Origin of the sequence: Pseudooctadecabacter sp. (assembly GCF_020627745.1) — a bacterium.
In the GTDB taxonomy this organism is placed as follows: domain Bacteria; phylum Pseudomonadota; class Alphaproteobacteria; order Rhodobacterales; family Rhodobacteraceae; genus Octadecabacter.
In genome coordinates this window covers 1-20,927 of record NZ_JAHDGE010000004.1, presented here as the reverse complement: position 1 = coordinate 20,927, position 20,927 = coordinate 1, and the positions used below count along the sequence as shown (strand labels likewise).

Here is a 20,927-nt window from a genome sequence, read left to right as displayed (position 1 = left end):
CACTACATCTGCTGGGTGCCGTCACGCTGGATAAAGCGCTGGCGCAACGCCTCTGTCAGGGGACGTTTTGAATTGTCCGCGTTCAGGATCACCGCGATGCAGGTGCCTGTCGTTGTGATCTGGCCATCCACGAAGGTGGCGTAGTCCATGGCGAAGCTGGTGTTGCGCATGGACACGGTGCGGCCCACGTTGACATATTCCGCCCCACGGTGGACTTCGGCCCGGTAATCCACGCTGACGGATTTGACCACGAATTTCGGATCCGGTCCGGCCAGTTCATAAACGCCGTAGTCTTCCATGTACTGCACACGCAGCGTTTCGTACCAGCGCAGGTAGACCACGTTGTTGACGTGGTTCAGCGCGTCCAATTCCCCGAACCGCACGCGGTCCTTTATGCCATAGGTCCAGGGGTCAGGTATCCCCGCCGCGCGCAGATCGGGGGCTGTAAGAGGGGTTAAAAAGGGCAGGGTCATTCGGGTCATGGTCCTTCCGTGTCCGGTGGGCGATGTTTACCGGACGATAGCAGCGGCGGCCATCCTCGCGTCTGTCAAAAACGGACCGGTGGATGGGCATGTCATCTGGCACCTGACGGGGTTCCGACAAGGGCAGATACCACGGAAAGCCACGGGCGCGGGCGCTGCGCCGTTTGATCGTTTTGGGGATGAGTTCGAAGATCCGCCAAAAGGCCGTCATGGAATTGTGCAGATGCGCGCCATAGTCGGGCCCTGGTTTGATGCGCCCGTCCACGGAATAGCGGTGTTTGCCCGTGCCCTTGCCCAGAACCTCACGCGGTTTGAAGGCGCGTCGCCATTCCCATTTTTCACCGATCATATCCATCTGGTCCATGGCCCAGGCAAGGGTGATCTTACCGACCCCTGATCTGTCTTCGCGCGCAGAGCCTCCAATGTCGCCATGATAGCCGGCAAACCAGACCTGACGGACAATCTGGTCCTTGGCCTTGCGTTGCCTGCGGTGGGTCTTGTGTTTGGTGCCCTGCCATAACAATGGCCGAAAGAACGTGCGTTTGTCGTCGATCGCCATGGCGTGTATGACATAGCGCAGCGCGGGGTTGATGGTGGTGGACCTATGGGTCGACAGCTCAATCGGGCTGAAGGTGGTCTTGAGGTTGTGCCAGACCCGCCGGAACCGGATCATAGAGGCGACGGTGTCGAAGATCACCATGCCCCCCATACGCGGGGCCTGCGGCATGAACACGGCGTCATAGCGGCGCAACATGGCGTATTTTGCCCCGTCGGACATGTTCTCGTCCGCGTCCGACAGGCTGCGATAATGCCGGAACGCCTGCGCCGCCATATGCAGCGCGTTCGGGCGCAACAGGCCGAAATCATAAAGAAACCCTGCCAGAACGCGCGCGGCATAGGCCCCGCGTGAAAAGCCCACAAAATGGATTTCATCGCGCGTGTCGGGCGTTTTAGGGTCCCGCCCGTTGTCGATCAGATATTGATCGTGGGTGTCCCAATCGTAGGTGGTGGACAAAAACCGGTATGCCTCAAGCACATCATCCTCAAGACCCTTGCCAAAGGCCAGCCCCCAGATGGAATCGCGCTTCGCGCGGGTGTCACGGCGCAAGGTTTGGGTGTCGAGGGTGCCGACGCCCTGCACGTAATAGGGAATTTGCGTTTTGGATGTTTTCAGACCGCGATAGATGCGAACGACATGGGTCTGCCTGTCGCCCACTTCGTTGCTGGTGCCGTCCATGCAGACGATAAGGCGCCGAAATTTCGCCATGGGACCCTCCTGAGGCTGGCTTAAATGACCTCAGGATGCGCAAACCGTGTGAATTTTCAAGTCAGGGGATCTAGACCGCAGCGGTCACGATGATTTCAACTTTGAAGCCGGGGGTGGCGAGTTTGGCCTCACCGGTCCAGCGGGCAGGGGCGCAGCCTTCGGGCACCCAAGCGTCCCAGACAGCATTCATGTCGGCAAATTGCGTCGCAATGTCCGCGACCCAGATTTGCGCGGTCAGCAGCTTGGTCTTGTCGGTGCCCGCCTTTTCCAGCATCTCATCCACCTTTGCCAAAACGGCCTGTGTCTGTTCGGTGACACTGGCGCCCTCAGCCCCGACCTGACCGGCCAGATAGGCGATGCCATTGTGAACCACAGCCTGTGACATGCGGGCGTTGGTGTCGATGCGGGTGATGTCGGACATGGGATGCTCCGTTGCAGAAACGAGGGATGGAGCGGGTAACGGGAATCGAACCCGTAACTGAAGCTTGGGAAGCTTTCGTGATACCTTTTCACCATACCCGCAACGACATCAGACCTAAGGGGGGGCGGCGGTACAGTCAATCGGGATTGCGAAGGGGGCAGACAAAAAGGCGGGGCGGGGGGCACGCCAAAAAAAACGGCCGCCCGACACATAGTCGGGCGGCCTGTAGATCTTATCGCGAAAGCGTTTAGCTTGCGGGCAGGATCACTTTGTCGATCACGTGGATCACACCGTTTGAGGTCATAATGTCGCCATTGATGATCTCGATGTTGTTGTCGGTGCCACGTGCGGAGTTGATGTAGAAGTTCGAACCTTCCTTACCAATCAACAGGTCCGTCTGGACCAGTGTGTCGAAGTCCAGCAGGCCTTCGTCTTTCATCAGCACATAGTCTTCGGAGAAGACTTCGTCCTGCAGCAGCGCCAGTTCGAAATCGCCACGGGTGTATTCACCGGGGATCACGTGGCTTTGCAGCAGCACGGACAGCTGGTCACGGTTTTCGGGCAGCAGCAGATTTTCGACTGTGCCTGCGGGCAGGGCCGCAAAGGCCGCATCCGTTGGGGCGAAAATCGTGAACGGGCCTTCGCCCATCAGCGCGTCCGACAGACCGGCGGCTTCGACAGCGGCAACCAGTGTGGAGAAGTTGGATACTTTCAACGCGTTCTCGACAATGGTCTCGTTCACGTCAAGCTGGTCACCGTTGATGATGCCGTCCGTTTCGGCGGAGGCCGTTGCGGCAAAGCCCAGTACGGATGCGCTCAGAAGTGCTGCTTTGATAGTCGTTTTCATAGTGTAGTCCTTTCAGTGCGGCTCGTGTGCCGCTTGCAGTAACAACACGCCCCCCCTGCGGATGTTCCAAGAATTCCGAGATTTTTTCTGCAGATGCGAAGGGATTTCAGGGTGACCTAGGGTCAGGGAACCCTGACTGTGCCGGTGTGGCTGGCCGCGATAGATAGGGGGAACGGGGGTCATATTTTCCCCGTCATACATACCCCGTCACGCAATTTCAGGCAGTGATTTGATGACCGATTTATTTTTGAACGGCCTTTGGGCCGACCGCTACCTTATGGCCGGAGGACTGGCCGCCAGTCTGAGCATCGCGGCGTTCGCGCCCTATGTCCGTGACATTCTGGCAGGGCACACCAAGCCCGATCGTGCGTGCTGGTTGATCTGGGCCGTCCTGGCCAGTCTTTCAGGGGTCAGCAACGTCATGGAGGGGGCAGGGACGTCGATGATGTTTGTGGGCGCGCAAGTTGCGGGAACGGTGTTGGTCTGCGCGCTGGCGGTGCGGTACGGATCAGGCCGGATGGTAAGCCGGTCCAATATATGGGTGCTGATTGCCGCAGGTCTGGGCATCGGCAGTTGGCTGGTCACGGACACGGCGGCCTTTTCGCTGGCGCTGTCCATCGGTGTGTCGGCCTTGGGTGGCGCGCGCACAGTATATAAGGCCTATGTGGCCCCCCGAACCGAGACGGGCAGCGCCTGGGGTCTGCTGCTGGCCTCGGCGGTGTGCGGGGTCTATTCGGTGGGGGCGGCAGATGTGCTGCTGCTGGCCTATCCGGTGTATCTGATGGCGCTGTACAGTGCAGTGTTGACCGCGCGCATCACGGGTCTGCACGCGGCAGATGAAGCCGCGCTGGAGGCCGCACATGCCGCTCGCCGTGCCCGTGTGCCACCGCTGTCTGCAACTGCGGCACCGGTGTTGGCCCGCAGATCGCGGGCACGGTCCCCGCAGGCAGGTCACATCGCAGCCTGAGGTTTCGGCGCTTACCCCGCGCGCCGCCGTCTGCGACGTCCGCCATCTTCGCCGCTGCCTTGTGTGTTAAAGCTGACGTCGGGCAGGGGGGTGTTGCTGCGCAGGGTGGTAAACGGGTCCGTCGCGTGCGGGATCGCATTGGCGTTGACGAAGTGGTCCTGAAACTTTGGCTCGATCGCGGTTTCGACCTTCGTGATTTCGCGAACGGTTTTTTCAATCGAGGTGCGTGCCGCATTGGAACACAATGCCATGCGCGCACCGGTGCCCGCGGCATTCCCCGCCGAGGTCACCTTGTCCAGAGGCACATCGGGGATCATCCCCAGCACCATCGCGTGTTTAGGCGAGATATGCGCGCCGAAAGCCCCGGCCAGCACCACGCGGTCCACGGTGTCCGTGCCCATTTCGTCCATCAGCAACCTTGCACCTGCATAAAGGGCCGATTTCGCAAGCTGGATCGCGCGGATGTCGCCTTGGGTGACAGTGACCAACGGGCCGCCGTCGGCGGTGCCATCATAAATGACATAGGAATGCGTGCGCCCCTCAAGGATGCAGCGCGCCGTGCCGGTCTGTGCGGGCGACCCGATCAGGCCCTTGGGGTCCAGCAGGCCCGCCATGCGCATTTCGGCCACAGCTTCGATGATGCCCGACCCGCAGATGCCGGTGACGCCGGTGGTGGCAATCGCGGCCTCGAACCCGTCTTCATCGGACCACAGCCCGCAGCCGATGACCTGAAAACGCGGCTCTTTGGTGACAGGGTCAATGGTGATGCGTTCGATCGCACCGGGTGCGGCGCGCTGCCCGCTTGAGATTTGCGCGCCCTCAAACGCAGGACCGGTGGGTGAGGAACAGGCCAGCACCTTTTCGCGGTTGCCCAGAAGGATTTCCGCATTGGTGCCCACGTCGACGACCAATGTCAGCTCCTCCTGTTCGCCCGGAGCCTCGGACAGGGCGACGGCGGCGGCATCCGCGCCCACATGACCTGCAATGCATGGCAGGATGAACACGCGGCCTGCGTCATTCATGGAATTGATGTCGAGGTCGGCCACGTGCAACGAGATTGATTTCGAGGTGGCCAGTGCAAAGGGCGCCTGACCCAATTCCACCGGATCAATTCCCAGCAACAAATGGTGCATCACCGGATTGCAGACAAACACGGCTTCCATGATCTGCTGCGGGACAATGCCGGCTTCGGCGGTCAGGGTGCCGATCAGCGCGTTGATGGCTGTGCGGACGGCGTCTGTCATCTCGACCGCGCCGCCGGGGTTCATCATGGAATAGCTGACGCGCGACATCAGATCCTCACCGAACCGGATCTGGGGGTTCATGATGCCGGACGACGCCGCCACTTCGCCGGTGCGCAGATCGGTCAGGTGGGCGGCGATGGTGGTGGACCCAAGGTCGATCGCCACGCCGTAGATCGGACGCTCGTAATAGCCCGGTGCGATACCAAGAATGCGGTGCGTGTCTTCGTCGTGGTTGCGGTGCAGCACCACGGTGCAGGTCCATTTGCCCTTGCGCAGCATGTGCTGCAACCGGCGCAAAACCGATATGCCGGCCGTTATCTTTTCAATCCCCCATTGATCGCGAAGCGCCTCGGCCAGACGTTCCAGATCGCCGGTCGGCGTGTGCATGTCCGGTTCCGCCACCTCGACATAATAAGGGCGCACAGCGGGGTCCATGACCATGGGCCGGGTGCTGGCGGCCTTGCGCACCACCTGACGGTGCACCTGGCTTTCGGGGGGCACGTCGATGACGATGTCGCCCTGCACCGTTGCCTGACAGCCCAGACGCCGGCCTTTGGCAAGACCGCGTTTGTCGTCGTAGCGTTGTTCGACACTGTTCCAGTCGGACAGCGCGCCGTCGCGGGCCGTGACCCCGTGTTTCGGGAATTCACCATAGCTGGGCGTGATCTGGCATTTGGAACAAATGCCGCGCCCGCCACAAACGGAATCCAGATCCACCCCCAACTGCCGCGCGGCGGTCAGCACCGGCGTGCCCACCGGAAAATGCCCCCGTTTGCCGGAGGGCGTAAAGACGACAAGGGGATCGTTGGACATGGAATTTCCTTCTGCGCGTGCCATCAGGTTAGCCCTTGTGCCCGCCGAAGGCAGCCACCTTGCGCCGTCTTTTTGTTCAGGAACGTCATGAGGCGCGTTTGGGAGGCGGACAGGCAGGCCGCAGGGCCAGAAAGCCCTTTCCCCAAAGCGGCATCCGTGCGAAAGGACCATGCCTAACGACGCCATGCTCAGGAGAGACCGATGGAGATTCGCGAGGCCCTCACATTTGATGACGTATTGCTGGTTCCGGGAGCATCGAGCGTCCTGCCAAGCACGGCGGACACGCGCACGAAAGTCACGCGCGCCATTGATCTGAATATCCCGTTGTTGTCGTCGGCCATGGACACTGTCACCGAAGGGCGGATGGCCATTGCCATGGCGCAGGCCGGTGGCATGGGGGTCATTCACAAGAACCTGAGCGTCGATGAGCAGGCCCGCGAAGTGCGCCGCGTCAAACGGTTCGAAAGCGGGATCGTCTATAACCCTGTCACCCTGACCGCCGACCAGACGCTGGCCGATGCCAAGGCGCTGATTGAGCGCTACAACTTTACCGGTTTCCCCGTGGTCGACGGGTCGGGCCGCGTGGTGGGCATTGTCACCAACCGCGACATGCGGTTTGCGACATCGGATGACCAGCCGGTCAGCACCATGATGACCAGCAACGATCTGGCCATCCTGCGCGAACCTGCCGACCGTCAGGAGGCGATTTCGCTGATGAAATCGCGCCGGATCGAAAAGCTGCTGGTGACGGACGCGGACGGCAAACTGACCGGTTTGCTGACGTTGAAGGACACCGAACAGGCCGTGTTGAACCCTACGGCCTGCAAAGACGGACTTGGCCGGTTGCGGGTTGCTGCGGCCACATCCGTGGGCGATGCAGGGTTTGAAAGAACCGAGGCACTGGTGGACGCGGGCGTGGATATCGTCGTGATCGACACCGCTCACGGTCATTCCGAGGGCGTGATGGAGGCCGTGCGCCGCGCCAAAAACCTGTCCAACGAGGTGCAGATCATCGCAGGCAACGTGGCCACCGGTGAGGCCACACGCGCCTTGATTGATGCAGGCGCTGATGCCGTAAAGGTCGGCATCGGGCCGGGGTCCATCTGCACCACACGTATGGTGGCAGGCGTGGGCGTGCCCCAGCTGACCGCGATTTCCGATTGCGCGGCGGCCGCAGGCGACGTGCCAGTGATCGCGGACGGCGGCATCAAGTTTTCCGGCGATTTCGCCAAGGCGATCGCGGCAGGGGCGTCCTGTGCCATGGTGGGTTCAATGATCGCGGGGACGGACGAAAGCCCCGGTGAGGTGATCCTCTATCAGGGCCGGTCGTTCAAATCCTACCGTGGGATGGGCAGCCTTGGCGCCATGGCACGCGGGTCTGCGGACCGGTATTTCCAGAAAGATGCGGCGTCGGACAAACTGGTGCCCGAAGGGATTGAGGGGCAGGTGCCCTACAAAGGGTCTGCCGGCGCGGTTGTGCACCAGTTGGTGGGCGGTCTGCGCGCGGCCATGGGATACACCGGCAACGCCACGGTGGCCGAAATGCGGTCCAACTGCAAATTCGTCAAGATCACCGGCGCGGGGCTGAAGGAAAGCCACGTCCATGACGTGCAGATCACGCGCGAAAGCCCCAACTACCGGATTATGTGATGACCCCCGCCGCGCGCGTCGCCGCCGCGATCGAGGTGTTGGACGATATCCTTTCTGGCCAGACCGCCGAAAAGGCGCTGACCGGTTGGGGGCGTGCACACCGTTTTGCGGGGTCCAAGGACCGCGCGGCGATCCGCGATCATGTGTTTCAGGCGCTGCGATGTCGGGCGTCCTATGCGTGGTTGGGCGGGGCGGACACAGGGCGCGGCATCATGCTGGGGGCCATGCGTTCAGCCGGTCTGGCAAATGCGGTTTTCACCGGTGAGGGACACGCCCCGCCACCCGTGACCGACGACGAGGCCATGCGCCCGCTGGCGCAGGCAGACAGGGCCACACGGCTCGATTGCCCCGACTGGATGCTGCCGTTGTTTGAGGATCGTTTCGGAACACAGGCTGATGACGTCCTGACCACATTACAATCGCGTGCGGGGGTGTTCTTGCGGGTGAACACCCGCCGCTGCTCCGTGCCGGAGGCCCTCGCCTCTCTGGCCCATGATGATATTGATGCGACGGCGGTGGACGGGGTTGCGACGGCCCTTCGGGTTTTGAACAATGAAAGGCGTGTGGCGCAAAGCGGGGCCCTTGCTCAAGGATGGGTCGAGGTTCAGGACGCCTCGTCACAAGCAGCGATTGCTGCGGCAGACATCGGCGCGGGTTCGCGCTGGCTGGATTATTGTGCTGGCGGCGGTGGCAAGGCGCTGGCGCTGGCGGATCATGGGGCAGATGTCACGGCACACGATATTGACCCGCTCAGGATGCGCGATTTGCCCAGCAGGGCTGCCCGCGCAGGGGTCACGATTGCCCAGACAGATGGGGTGGCATTGAGGGGCGCGGCACCCTTCGACGGTGTTTTTTGTGATGCGCCCTGTTCGGGAAGCGGCACCTGGCGCCGCACGCCCGAGGCCAAGTGGGCCTTGACGCCGGATCGTCTGGAAACCCTGACCCGGACGCAGGACGAGGTTTTGCGCGCCGGTGCGGCGCAGGTGAAACCGGGGGGCATGATGATCTATGCCACCTGTTCTGTTTTTCGCGCCGAGAACGAGGACCGGGTCGCGGCTTTTTTGACCGAACAGGGCGGTTTCGATCAGACCGATATGTGTCAGATTGCGCCGCATTCTGACGGCGACGGGTTCTTCTGGGCACATCTGCGCAAGCGCTAACAACAACCAATGGTTGAATTTTTTCGGATAAGTCCTAGTATCTGACCATGCTTAAGCGGTGATAAACCTTTTTGGGGTTCTTTGACGCTTAGGAATCATTGGGGATTAAGCGCGTGACGGAACAGATGGACCAATCGCAATTACGGCCGGATCGGGTGACACCCCGGCCTGCATCATCGCGCGCAGGTGCCCATGTGCTGCCCTTTGGGGTCGGGGTGATCGGGGCGGCAGCGTTGGCAGGATCGTTCGTGGTGCCCATGGCCGAAGTGTCTTTGGCGCTGTTGGGATTTGGCTCGGTCGCGGTGATCTTCGCGACCGTGGCGACCCTTGTGCGGTTGGCAAAGCTGCGGCGGCGCGGGGTGGCGACCGACGCGTTAATTTCAATGGTCGATAACGATGCATCCCCTTGTTTTCTCACAAATTTTGACGGGGACATTACATTCAAGAATGATGCAGCCTCCGACAAGTTTCGCGAAAAGACAACGGCCACGCTAGGACAGGCCTTTACCGATCTGTTCGCCAATCCGGGGGCCGTTCTGTACCGGCTGCAAAGCAAGGCGCAGGCGCTCGGCAGCGCCCGTGAGGATATCGTCACCCGCAAGGGCCACGTGCGTCTGTCGGTGAACGCGGTGGATGAAGAGACGTTCTTGTGGCGACTTGAGGATCTGTCGGACCGCGGCGGCGGCGCACGGGCGGCTGATGCGCTCAGCCTGCCGATGCTGACTGCGGGGCCGACCGGCACTGTCCTTTATATGAACGAGGCGTTCCGGCGGCTGTTGGGCGGACGTGCTAAAAATCTGTCGGGCGTGTTTTCACAACTGCCGATCGTATCCGGTCAGGTTCATCAGGTCCTGACTGAGACCGGGCCGATAGACAGTCTGGTGGCCGAGGTGCCCAGCCATGGCGGACGTCGCGAGATTTATTTGCTTCCCGGCGACAGCATGACCGAGGGGACGATCAGCAGCACCGATTGGGACACCATTGAAGAACTGCCGGTGCCGCTGTTGAAAATCGCCCCCGAGGGGGAGGTTATTGCCTCCAACCACGAGGCGCGCGCGCTTCTCGACAACCGGTTGAAACCGGGCAGCCGGCTGTCTGATGTGCTGACAGGGCTGGGTCGTCCGCTGGTGGACTGGCTGGGGGAAGCGGTGGAAGGCAAGGGGGCCACGACGTCGCAGTTTCTGGAAGCGGTCCATGACACCCGTGAAATCCACGTGCAGGTGTCCCTGAACCCGGCCGGCGAGGCGGAAAACCCGCATATCATCGCCGTGCTGAACGATGTGACCGAATTCAAGAACCTGCAAATGCAGTTTGTACAAAGCCAGAAAATGCAGGCGATTGGCCAGCTTGCGGGCGGTGTGGCCCATGATTTCAACAATCTTCTAACGGCGATTTCGGGCCACTGCGATCTTTTGCTGTTGCGCCACGATCAGGGTGACGGGGACTACGCCGATCTGGTGCAGATCCACCAGAACGCGAACCGTGCCGCTGCTCTGGTCGGGCAGTTGCTGGCCTATTCACGCAAACAGAACCTGCAGCCCGAAGTTCTGGATCTGCGCAACACCTTGTCCGACAGCACCCATTTGCTGAACCGTCTGGTGGGCGAAAGGATCACGCTGACACTGGACCATGATCCCGGCCTGAGCCCGATCCGAGCTGACAAACGGCAATTGGAACAGGTGCTGATGAATCTGGTGGTCAACGCGCGCGACGCGATGACCGAGGGCGGCAATATCCGTATCGAAACCGAAAATGTGACATTGTCCGACGGATTGTCCCGCGACCGTGTCACCGTGCCACCCGGCGCCTATGTTGCGCTGCGGGTCCATGACACCGGCACCGGTATTCCCGAAGACAAACGGTCCAAGGTGTTCGAACCGTTCTGGACCACCAAGAAGACAGGTGACGGAACCGGTCTGGGCCTGTCCACGGCATATGGCATCATCAAGCAGACCGGCGGGTATATTTTTGTGGACTCGACCATCGGTGTGGGGACGTCCTTTACCATTCTGATCCCGGCGCATGATGCACCGCTCACCATCGAAGAACCTGCTGTCGTGGCCGATCCGGTTGTCCCGACCAAGGGGGACGGCGTTGTCCTTCTGGTCGAGGACGAAGCGCCGGTGCGCGCCTTTGCATCGCGGGCATTACGCCTGCGCGGGTTCACCGTGCTGGAGGCGGATTGCGCCGAGGCTGCGTTGGATATGCTCAACGACCCTGATCTCGACGTTGATCTTTTTTTGACGGACGTCATCATGCCGGGCAAGGACGGCCCCACTTGGGTGCGCGAAGCATTGGTTCAACGTCCCGAAACCAAAGTTGTCTTTGTGTCGGGCTACGCCGAAGAAGCCTTCGGAGAGGAGCAAAAGAGCATCCCGAATTCGGTCTTTTTGCCCAAACCGTTCTCCCTCAACGAACTGACGTCAACCGTCCACAGCCAGCTGCATTAGGGACGCGGGCGGGTTACCGTTTCATCAATGTGTCGATATGGGCGGCCGATCCGATCAGGGCCGCATAATCATCCTCGATGACCGACACCGCGAAGTTGGACATGAACCCTGCAAAACGGCCCTTGTCGCGGAAGGCTTCGGCGAAGCCGAAACTTAACAGGTGGGGGCCAAACGCCTGACTGACCCCGCCCACCAGATAGACACCGCCAAAGGGCAGCTGGATCAAAGACAGGTTGCCGCAGACCGTGCCCAGAATGCGGGCAAACAACGATGCGGCCTCGACCGCGCGGGCGTCACTGCCTTGGGTACAGGCGTCCATAATGGACTTGCTGGGCATGGATTTCGGATCGCCCGCTTCCTGCCCCAGAAACGCATAAACCCGTTCCAGACCGCGCCCGGACAAGACATCCTCGACCGCAGGAAACCCGTGGGCGGTGGACACAAACTGACACAGCCGCAATTCCTGATCGTTGCGAATGGGCAGGTTGGCATGTCCGCTTTCCGACGGCGGCACAAATCGCCCGCCATCGGTTTCGAAGACGGGGGCTGCGTTAAAGCCAGTCCCCACGCCAACCACCAGACGCACGGCCTGCGGGCTGGGTGGCGTTTCAGGGCCCGCGATAATCTGACGGATCGACCCGTCCTTCAGATCGCCGATGGCGTGCCCCTGCGCTTGCAGGTCATTCAGGATCGCCACCGTTTCGGCCCTGGTTGCGCGCGCCAGCGTTTCGCGGTCGATCTGCCAGTCCAGATTGGTCATCGTCGCGGCCCCGTCACGCACGGGGCCTGCCACGGCCACACAGGCGGCGATCGGATCGACGTCGCCTTCGTCCGACAGATACTGGCGCAAGACAATTTCCAGGCCGGAGTAGTCGGCATTGGAATAGCGTCGCACGGTTTCCGGCAGAACCTCCCGCCCGTTTGCCAAAGCGCAGCGCGTGTTGGTGCCGCCGATATCTGCCACAAGGGTGAGGGTATTTGCGGGATGGGTCATGAAGGCTCCGGTTTTAGCGTGCGAGGGCAGCGGTCAACGCGTGATAAGAGGCTTTGGGTGTGCGTTTCAAGGTGTCGAAATCCACATGGATCAGGCCGAACCGTTTTTCATAGCCCAAGGCCCATTCGTAATTGTCCAGAAGCGACCACAAGAAATAACCCGCCACCGGCGCGCCATCGCCAATTGCCCGTTGAACCGCTGCCAGATGCGCGCCCACGTAGGCCGCGCGTTCGGGATCATCGACGATGCCATTGCGGATGACATCCGCATTGGCCATGCCGTTTTCGGTGATGAACAGCGGCGTGTCGCCGGTATATTCCTGTGCCGTGCGGGTGAGAAATTTATACAGACCGTCTGGATAGATTTCCCAGCCCATCTGGGTTTTGGGCAGGGGGCCGGGGGCCTCTTCGTGGCCGGGCCAGGCGTCCGCGTTCGGCGCGATGATCTTGCGGGTGTAGTAATTCAGGCCGACCCAGTCGAGGGGTTGCTGGATGATGGCAAAGTCGTCCTGCCAGCCGTCCGGCAGATGTGGCGCGAAGCCTTCCATCACCGCATCGGGGTAACGTCCCTTGTAGATGCCATCCAAAAAGAAACGATTGTAATAGCCGTCATAAAGATCCGCGGCACGACGCGCGGCGTCGCTGTCGTCAACCGGTTCGGCCCATTCAAAATTGAACACACCACCGAGGTTTTTCAGCCCCAGACCGCGCATGGTCTGGATCGCGGTGCCATGGGCCTTGAGGACATGGTGCATGGCGCGCGCGGTGGCACGAATGTCGCGCAGGCCGGGCGCGTGGTGGCCCAGAAAATGCGACAGCCAGCCCACGCACCAAGGCTCGTTTATCGGGGCGACAGCGGCCATCCTGTCCCCGATGCGGCCCATGATGCAGGCGGTGTAATCGCCGAACCAGTTGTGCATGTCCGGGCTGCGCCAGCCGCCCTCATCGGCCAAGGGGGACGGCAATTCCCAGTGGTACAGTGTGGCATAGGGCGCCAGCCCCCGTTCCAGCATGGCGTCCACCAGACGGTCATAGAAATCCAGACCCTCGGGATTGGGCGTGCGCCCGTCCGGCATCACCCGCGCCCACGACGTGGAAAACCGGTAGGCGTCAAAGCCTGCCGCCTGCATCAAATCGAAGTCTTCTTCGTAGCGGTTGTAGTGGTCGCAAGCCAGTTGGCCATGTTCCTGCCGGACGACATTGCCGGGCGTGGCCGCGAAGGTATCCCAGTGGGTCGAGCCTGCGCCGCCCGTCCCGTGGCCTTCGATCTGATAGGCGGAGGTTGCAGCGCCGAAGGTAAATCCTTCGGGAAAATCGGAGCGATTGAAATCCATGATGGTCCTTTGGTCAGGCGGTCTGTGCCGCGACTGGGTTTGTGGTCGGGGCCGGTCCGGTGGACCGCCCCACGGTCAGTTCCACCTCAAGCAGCTGGTGTTGCGGCGCGAGGGCAGGATCGCTGATCTGGTCGATCAGCATTCTGGACAGGGCGCGACCGGCATCGCGCACGGACGACCGGGTGGCTGTGAAAATAGGGACGTCCGCACCATTGGTGAGGTAGGACAGGCTGTCGTCATGGGTCACAATCGACACGTCGCGGCCCATGCGCAGCCCCTGATCCTCAATCGCACGTCGCACGCCCAATGCGGAAATGATGGACGACACCAGAAAGGCCGTGGGCGGACAGGGCAGGGCGAGCATGTCGCAGGTGGCGCTATAGCCGAAGGTCTCGGTCATTTCTTCGGACCGCATGATTTCGGGATCGGCGGACAGACCGCGCGCGCCAAGCGCATCTTCGTAACCGCGCCTGCGCCGGTGTGCGAAATCCATCGTCTCGAGCCCGTTCAAAAGCGCAATGCGGCGATGACCGAGGTCCATCAGGAAATCGGTGGCGCGGCGAAAGGCGCTGCGGTTGTTCACATCAAGCCAGCTGTAGGGCATGTCGATACCGGAGGCGCGACCATGAACAACAAACGGCAGGCCAATTTCATGCAGCAGAGCGATTCGCGCATCGTTCATCTTGGGTCCGTGCAGGATGACACCGTCCACGGTGCCGCGCGTCTTGAGCGCACGGTAGATGTCTTCCTCGCGCCCGTCCTCAACAATAGACAGCACCATTTCGTAGTTGTTACGCGAATACACTTCCCCCGCGCCGGCGATGAAATCGCCAAAGATCGGGTTCACCATTTCATGGCTGTTGGCCATGGGAATCACGTGTCCGATGGCGTTTGAACGACCTGTGGCCAGGCTTTTGGCACGTGTGTTGGGGCTGTAGTTGTGGGCCGCGGCGGCGGCCAGAACGGTCTTGCGGGTGGCTTCCTTAACCTCCGGATAGCCGTTCAGCGCGCGGCTGACGGTGGTCTGGGACAAGCCCAGAATCTTGGAGAGTTCCTTAAGGTTCATTTCCCGTCTTCAAACCGCTTTGAAAATCCAATGGTCGTATGATTACTGTCCTCGGGTGCGACAAATTGCAACCAAATAACGTTATTTTATTGTGCAGCTGCAGCATTTTCCCTGTCGAGAGTATGCGATTGACACGGGTCGGACTTTGCATCACTGTTGCGTTACCCAAAGCGCTTTGGAAAAGTGGCGCGGGGAAAATAAACGACAGATTGATGGGGTGCTATGCCCCGACTGGGAGGAACTTATGACTAAATCTTTGTATGCAGGCGTGGCGGCGATTGCCCTGACGGCTGGCATGGCGCAGGCCGACGGACATCTGATGTTTCCGGCTGGCGAAGGCCCGTTCAGCTGGGACGAATACAACGCCTGGGCCGAAAGCGCGCCTGATCTGAGCGGTGAGACCGTCACAATCTTCGGCCCATGGCTGAGCCCCGAGGACGAATACCTTGGCAACATGATCGCCTATTTCGAAGACGCCACCGGCGCGGATGTGACCTACACCGGGTCTGACGGCTTCGAGCAGCAGATCGTGATTGACGCCGAAGCAGGCTCGCCCCCGAACATCGCCGTGTTCCCACAGCCCGGTCTGGCCGCGACGTTGGCATCGCAAGGCCTGCTGACACCGCTGGGTGACGAGGCCGCATCCTGGGTCGACGCCAACTATGCCGCCGGTTCGTCCTGGGTTGATCTGGGCACATATGCGGATGCCGATGGCGCAGACCAGTTCTACGGCTTCTTTTATAACGTGAACGTCAAATCCCTCGTCTGGTATGTGCCGGAAAACTTCGAGGATGCCGGTTACGAAGTGCCGGAAACCATGGAAGACCTGATCGCATTGTCCGAAGAGATGATCGCGAACGGTGACACACCTTGGTGTATTGGTCTGGGGTCCGGTCCTGCGACAGGCTGGCCTGCGACCGACTGGGTCGAGGACATCATGCTGCGCACACAGACCGCAGCCGACTACGATGCTTGGGTGTCCAACGAACTGCCCTTCAACGATCCCAAAGTGATCGAAGCCATCGAAACCTTCGGCATGTTCGCCAAGAACGATGACATGGTTGCAGGCGGTGCAGGTGCCGTTGGCTCGACCGACTTCCGTGACAGCCCAGCAGGTCTGTTCACGTCGCCCGCACAGTGCTTCATGCACAAGCAGGCATCCTTCATCCCGGCCTTCATGCCCGAGGATGTGGTGATCGGTGAAGATGCAGACTTCTTCTACTTCCCGTCCTTCGCTGAAAAAGACCTCGGCAATCCTGTTCTGGGCGGTGGTACATTGATGGCCGTCACCGATGCCTCGGACGCGACATTCGCATTCATGGAATATCTGCAGCAGCCGATTTCCCATGAGATGATGATGGCGCAGTCCGGCTTCCTCACACCGCACACCGGCGTGAACCTGGACGCCTACAAGGACGCAACGCTGCGCGGTCAGGGCGAAATCCTGCAGAATGCAACGACCTTCCGCTTTGACGGGTCCGACCTGATGCCAGGCGCCATCGGTGCAGGCACGTTCTGGACCGGCATGGTCGATTACGTCGGCGGCGCGTCTGCCGAAGACACTGCCAACGCAATCCAGGACAGCTGGGACGCGATCAAGTAAGGCAATTTTCGCCCAAGACCTAACGGATGGCGCAGCGCAGGTTGCGCCATCCACATCTTCACCGGGACGGGACGCCCGGACAGACTTTTAGTCAGATTTTACGACAGACGACCGGCGGAATTGACCGCATCAGCCATGGCGTCTCTGGGAGGAGGGGCCGCATAGGGGGAGGGGACCAATGCATCCTGCACTGTTAGGGGTCATTACCATTATCGTGGGTGTCGGCGGCTGCGTCGGCTACTTTTACGGATCGAACCTGTTTCTCGACAAGGTTCTGTTCCCGGCCAAAGGCCCGAACGCAGGCCGCAACATCAACCGCGCCAATATCATCCGTCCATGGCTGTTCCTGATGCCCGCGCTGTTGGCGCTTGGTCTCTATCTGGCCTATCCGGTGGTCGCGACCCTTATCCTGTCGTTTCAGGAACGCGGCGCGGGCGGAGTGCGCACGTTTGTCGGGTTTGAAAACTACACCAAAATGTTCGCAGAACCCAAATTCGGTGAGGCCATGCGCAACAACGTGTTGTGGCTGGTCGTGGTGCCTGCGGCATCAACAGCGCTTGGCCTGCTGGTGGCCCAGCTGACGGACCGTTTGAAATGGGGCAGCATTGCCAAGTCGATCATCTTCATGCCCATGGCAATTTCATTCGTCGGGGCCGCCGTGATCTTCAAACTGGTCTATGAAGCCCGTCCCGAAGACGTGGCGCAGATCGGCATTCTGAACCATCTGTTCTTGCTGTTTGGCGGGGATGAGCCTCAGCAATGGCTGACCATTCCGTTCTGGAACAACTTTTTCCTGATGATCGTGCTGATCTGGATTCAAACCGGTTTCGCCATGGTGATCCTGTCGGCGGCCCTGCGTGGCATTCCCGAAGAAACCATTGAGGCCGCGATCGTGGACGGGGCCAACCCGTTCCAGATTTTCTTCAAGATCAAAATCCCGCAGATCATGGGCACGATCGTGGTGGTCTGGACGACAATCACCATCGCCACGCTGAAGGTCTTCGACATCGTCTTTGCCATGACCAACGGCCAATGGGAAACGCAGGTGCTGGCCAATTACATGTACGACAAATTGTTCCGCGCCAATGACTGGGGCATGGGGTCGGCTGCGGCCATGATCATCATGTTGCTCGTGACGCCGATCCTTGTCTGGAACGTCTACAACGCCCGTCAGGAGATGAAATAATGGAAACGCCCGGTCAAAAGCCTCTCGTCGTTTGGGCGCTGAACATCTCAGTCGTTCTGCTGGTTCTGCTGTGGATTTTCCCCACGTTGGGGCTGTTTGTGTCGTCCTTCCGCACGGGTGATCAGATCACCGCATCGGGCTGGTGGTCGTCCATGTTCCCCGCAGAGCAAACGTTGCAATTCCGCGCCGCCGACCCTGATGACAACCGGATTGAAACCTCCGCCGGGGTGTTCGTGGTCGAAGGCAACGTGTTTGAGGGCGGTGATGTCCTTGGCATTGACAGCTGGGGCACATCGTCCCGCGCGCTGGATGCCTATCAGGTGGGCGAAACGGCCGATCTGGGTGACGGTGAAACGCTGACTTTGTCCGAAGGCGGCGCCTATGTCTGGCAGGGTGACGAAGACCAGATGTCCGGTCGCGGGCAACGGATATTCCTGACAGCCACCGTGCCGCCGGAGTTTACCACGAATAACTACGGTTTCGTGCTGTTTGACGAAGACAATTCCGAAGGCATGGCCAAGGCGTTCTTCAACACGCTGACGGTGGTCATCCCCGCGACTGTCATCCCGATTCTGATCGCGGCCTTTGCGGCCTACGCCTTGGCATGGATGGATTTTCCGGGGCGCGCCTTGCTGATTGCGACGGTCGTGGGCCTTTTGGTTGTGCCTTTGCAACTTGCGCTGATCCCGCTGTTGTCACTGCACAATGCTGTGGGTATCGGCAAGGGCTACCTGGGGGTGTGGCTGGCGCATACCGGCTTTGGATTGCCGTTGGCCATATACCTTTTGCGAAATTACATGGTCGGATTGCCGCGCGACATCATTGAAAACGCCCGCGTCGATGGCGCGACGGAATTCCAGATTTTCACCAAGATCATCCTGCCGCTGTCCTTTCCGGCGCTGGCGTCCTTTGCGATTTTCCAGTTCTTGTGGACATGGAATGACCTTCTGGTGGCGCTGGTGTTCCTGATTGACAGTTCGGGCAACACCACCGTGATGACCAAGCAGATTGTTGAACTGCTGGGCACACGGGGCGGCGACTGGGAAATCCTCGCGACTTCGGCCTTTGTGTCGATCGCGGTGCCGCTGGCCGTTTTCTTTATGATGCAACGATATCTGGTGCGCGGCCTGTTGGCCGGCTCTGTGAAGTAGAAAGGTCTCTTGGATATGACCAAGATGGAGACAATGGCCACATCCGAGGCCTTCGAAAAGGACAAGGATTGGTGGCGCGGGGCGGTGATCTATCAGATCTATCCGCGCAGCTACCAAGACAGCAACGGCGACGGGATCGGCGATCTGGGCGGCATCGTCCAGCGGCTGCCCTATATCGCATCGCTTGGCGTGGATGCGATCTGGATTTCGCCATTCTTCACGTCACCGATGAAGGATTTCGGATACGACGTCAGCGACTACTGCGACGTGGACCCGATGTTCGGCACCCTGTCGGATTTCGACGCCGTGATCTCAACCGCACATGCCTTGGGTGTGAAGGTGATGATTGATCTGGTGTTGTCGCACACATCTGATCAGCACCCGTGGTTTCAGGCCAGCAAGGCCGACAAAACCAACGACAAGGCCGATTGGTATGTCTGGGCGGACGCAAAGCCCGACGGCACGCCGCCCAACAACTGGCTGTCGATCTTTGGTGGATCGGCATGGCAGTGGCACGGCGAACGCGAACAATACTACCTGCACAACTTCCTGATCTCCCAGCCCGATCTGAACTTCTGGGAACCTGCGGTGCAAGAAGCGTTGCTGGACGTGGCGCGGTTCTGGTTGCACCGGGGCGTTGACGGTTTCCGTCTGGATACGATCAATTTCTACATGCACGACCGCGAATTGCGCGACAATCCGGCCCTGCCGCCGGAAAAGCGCAACAGCACCATCGCGCCGTCGGTGAACCCCTATAACCACCAAGAACACCTTTATTCCAAGAACCAGCCGGAAAACCTGGAGTTCCTGCGCAAGCTGCGCGCGGTGATGGAGCCCTTCAACGCCGCCGCCGTGGGGGAGGTGGGGGACGCGCAACGCGGGCTTGAGATCATGGGCGAATACACCGCCGGCGATGATCTGATGCAGATGTGTTATGCGTTTGAATTTCTGTCCGGCGCGCAGCCGACGGCGAAATCTATCGCAGATGTCATGAAACGGGTGGACGACAACGCCGCCGATGGCTGGGCCTGCTGGGCCTATTCCAATCACGACGTGGTGCGCCATGCGACCCGTTGGGATCTGACGCCAGCGGCCCTGCGCGCCTTTGTATCCTTGATGATGTGCCTGCGCGGATCGGCCTGTATTTATCAGGGCGAAGAACTGGGCCTGCCCGAAGCTGACGTCGCCTTTGAGGACCTGCAGGACCCGTATGGCATTCAGTTCTGGCCCAAGTTCAAAGGCCGCGATGGGTGCCGCACGCCGATGGTCTGGGAACGTGACAACCTGAACGGCGGCTTTTCTGAGGCCCCGCGCACCTGGCTGCCGGTCAGCCACGAACATGTGCACATGGCCGTGGCCGAACAGGAAGACGACCCCGGCGCGCTGATCCACCACTACCGCCGCGCGATTGCCTTCCGTCAGGCCCACAAAGCCTTGGCCAAGGGTGATCATGACGGGGTGAAGCACGACGGCGATGTTGTCTATTTCACGCGCATGCACGACGGCGAGACGATCTTTTGCGCCTTCAACATGAGTGAGACACCCTCAACCTTTGACGCGCCCAAAGGCGACTGGCGCGTGATCGGGCAAGAACTGGGATCGGCCGACGTTTCGGGCGACGGAAAACTGCACCTTGGACCATGGCAGCCGTTTTTTGCGGCGGCGGTCTAGGACAAAGAATACAGGGAGCGAACGATGGCTGATCTAAAACTTACAGATGTCGCAAAGACATATGGTGGCACGGTTGAAGTGCTCAAAGACATCAATCTGGACATCAAACAGGGCGAATTGATCGTTTTTGTTGGCCCCTCGGGCTGTGGCAAATCCACGTTGCTGCGGATGATTGCCGGTCTGGAAAGCATCACCGGCGGTGAGCTGCAGATCGACGGGCAGGTGGTCAACAACGTCCCACCCGCACAACGCGGCATTGCCATGGTGTTCCAGTCCTACGCGCTTTATCCGCATATGACCGTGCGCGATAACATGTCGTTTGCCATGAAGCTCGCCAAGAAACCAAAGGCCGAGATTGACGCCGCGATCGAGAAAGCGGCCAAGATCCTGCAGCTTGAGGAATATCTGGATCGTCTGCCCAAGGCGCTGTCAGGCGGTCAACGCCAGCGGGTCGCCATCGGCCGGTCCATCGTGCGGGACCCAAAGGTTTATTTGTTTGACGAACCGCTGTCCAACCTGGATGCCGCCCTGCGCGTCGCCACCCGGATCGAGATTGCCCAACTTAAGGAATCCATGCCCGACAGCACCATGATCTACGTGACCCACGATCAGGTCGAGGCGA

General features: G+C 60.4%; 17 protein-coding genes and 1 tRNA gene. 9 read left to right on the top strand and 9 right to left on the bottom strand.

The window, feature by feature from the left end; all coding sequences use genetic code 11:
* Positions 1-2 precede the first annotated feature (2 nt).
* From QZ653_RS02795 to QZ653_RS02775, 5 genes are all read right to left on the bottom strand, one after another.
* Entirely contained in the window at positions 3-473 is a 471-nt protein-coding gene (locus tag QZ653_RS02795; RefSeq protein WP_296417456.1) for an acyl-CoA thioesterase, read from the bottom strand.
* Positions 412-1,749, bottom strand: a complete 1,338-nt coding sequence (locus QZ653_RS02790; RefSeq protein ID WP_296417454.1) for a T6SS phospholipase effector Tle1-like catalytic domain-containing protein — start codon at positions 1,747-1,749, stop codon at positions 412-414. Before QZ653_RS02790 ends, QZ653_RS02795 begins: the two co-directional genes overlap by 62 nt.
* A gap of 70 nt (positions 1,750-1,819) precedes the next feature.
* Positions 1,820-2,170, bottom strand: a complete 351-nt coding sequence (locus tag QZ653_RS02785) for a RidA family protein (protein WP_296417453.1) — start codon at positions 2,168-2,170, stop codon at positions 1,820-1,822.
* A 27-nt stretch (positions 2,171-2,197) separates the two neighbouring features.
* Positions 2,198-2,271, bottom strand: a tRNA-Gly gene (locus QZ653_RS02780).
* Between the two features lie 146 nt (positions 2,272-2,417).
* The gene (locus QZ653_RS02775) at positions 2,418-3,017 is read right to left on the bottom strand and encodes a fasciclin domain-containing protein (RefSeq protein ID WP_296417452.1); all 600 of its coding nucleotides are present in this window, start codon (positions 3,015-3,017) and stop codon (positions 2,418-2,420) included.
* Positions 3,018-3,249: 232 nt separating this feature from the next.
* On the opposite strand from QZ653_RS02775, the gene QZ653_RS02770 reads away from it, so the two are divergent.
* Entirely contained in the window at positions 3,250-3,984 is a 735-nt protein-coding gene (locus tag QZ653_RS02770) for a hypothetical protein (RefSeq protein WP_296417451.1), read from the top strand.
* Positions 3,985-3,995: 11 nt separating this feature from the next.
* Here the strand turns inward: QZ653_RS02770 and QZ653_RS02765 are convergent, their stop codons facing one another.
* Positions 3,996-6,041, bottom strand: a complete 2,046-nt coding sequence (locus QZ653_RS02765) for an ASKHA domain-containing protein (protein WP_296417450.1) — start codon at positions 6,039-6,041, stop codon at positions 3,996-3,998.
* 201 nt (positions 6,042-6,242) lie between these two features.
* On the opposite strand from QZ653_RS02765, the gene guaB reads away from it, so the two are divergent.
* The 3 genes from guaB (at position 6,243) to QZ653_RS02750 (ending at position 11,301) form a co-directional block, all read left to right on the top strand.
* Positions 6,243-7,691 (top strand): IMP dehydrogenase, encoded by a 1,449-nt coding sequence (guaB, locus tag QZ653_RS02760; protein WP_296417449.1) that lies wholly within the window; start codon positions 6,243-6,245, stop codon positions 7,689-7,691.
* Entirely contained in the window at positions 7,691-8,851 is a 1,161-nt protein-coding gene (locus QZ653_RS02755) for an RsmB/NOP family class I SAM-dependent RNA methyltransferase (RefSeq protein WP_296417448.1), read from the top strand. The genes guaB and QZ653_RS02755 overlap by 1 nt, the downstream gene beginning before the upstream one ends.
* Positions 8,852-9,108: 257 nt before the next feature.
* Positions 9,109-11,301, top strand: a complete 2,193-nt coding sequence (locus QZ653_RS02750) for an ATP-binding protein (RefSeq protein WP_296417600.1) — start codon at positions 9,109-9,111, stop codon at positions 11,299-11,301.
* A gap of 13 nt (positions 11,302-11,314) precedes the next feature.
* On the opposite strand, the gene QZ653_RS02745 is transcribed toward QZ653_RS02750, so the two are convergent.
* From QZ653_RS02745 to QZ653_RS02735, 3 genes are read right to left on the bottom strand one after another with little or no spacing between them, the layout of a single operon-like run.
* Positions 11,315-12,295 carry a glucokinase gene (locus tag QZ653_RS02745; RefSeq protein WP_296417447.1) on the bottom strand — a complete coding sequence of 327 codons (981 nt, stop codon included), beginning with the start codon at positions 12,293-12,295 and terminating at the stop codon, positions 11,315-11,317.
* 13 nt (positions 12,296-12,308) lie between these two features.
* The gene (locus QZ653_RS02740; protein ID WP_296417446.1) at positions 12,309-13,628 is read right to left on the bottom strand and encodes a GH1 family beta-glucosidase; all 1,320 of its coding nucleotides are present in this window, start codon (positions 13,626-13,628) and stop codon (positions 12,309-12,311) included.
* 13 nt (positions 13,629-13,641) lie between these two features.
* Positions 13,642-14,694 carry a LacI family DNA-binding transcriptional regulator gene (locus tag QZ653_RS02735; RefSeq protein ID WP_296417445.1) on the bottom strand — a complete coding sequence of 351 codons (1,053 nt, stop codon included), beginning with the start codon at positions 14,692-14,694 and terminating at the stop codon, positions 13,642-13,644.
* Positions 14,695-14,938: 244 nt separating this feature from the next.
* Between QZ653_RS02735 and QZ653_RS02730 the strand changes: the two genes are divergently transcribed.
* From QZ653_RS02730 to QZ653_RS02710, 5 genes are all read left to right on the top strand, one after another.
* Positions 14,939-16,297 (top strand): ABC transporter substrate-binding protein, encoded by a 1,359-nt coding sequence (locus QZ653_RS02730; RefSeq protein WP_296417443.1) that lies wholly within the window; start codon positions 14,939-14,941, stop codon positions 16,295-16,297.
* Between the two features lie 178 nt (positions 16,298-16,475).
* Entirely contained in the window at positions 16,476-17,483 is a 1,008-nt protein-coding gene (locus QZ653_RS02725; RefSeq protein WP_296417442.1) for a carbohydrate ABC transporter permease, read from the top strand.
* Positions 17,483-18,634, top strand: coding sequence for a carbohydrate ABC transporter permease (locus QZ653_RS02720; RefSeq protein ID WP_296417441.1), 1,152 nt, complete (start codon positions 17,483-17,485; stop codon positions 18,632-18,634). The genes QZ653_RS02725 and QZ653_RS02720 overlap by 1 nt, the downstream gene beginning before the upstream one ends.
* A gap of 15 nt (positions 18,635-18,649) precedes the next feature.
* Positions 18,650-20,305 (top strand): alpha-amylase family glycosyl hydrolase, encoded by a 1,656-nt coding sequence (locus tag QZ653_RS02715; RefSeq protein ID WP_412765985.1) that lies wholly within the window; start codon positions 18,650-18,652, stop codon positions 20,303-20,305.
* Positions 20,306-20,329: 24 nt separating this feature from the next.
* The coding region (locus tag QZ653_RS02710) for an ABC transporter ATP-binding protein (RefSeq protein WP_296417440.1) at positions 20,330-20,927 on the top strand (598 nt) is incomplete at its 3' end.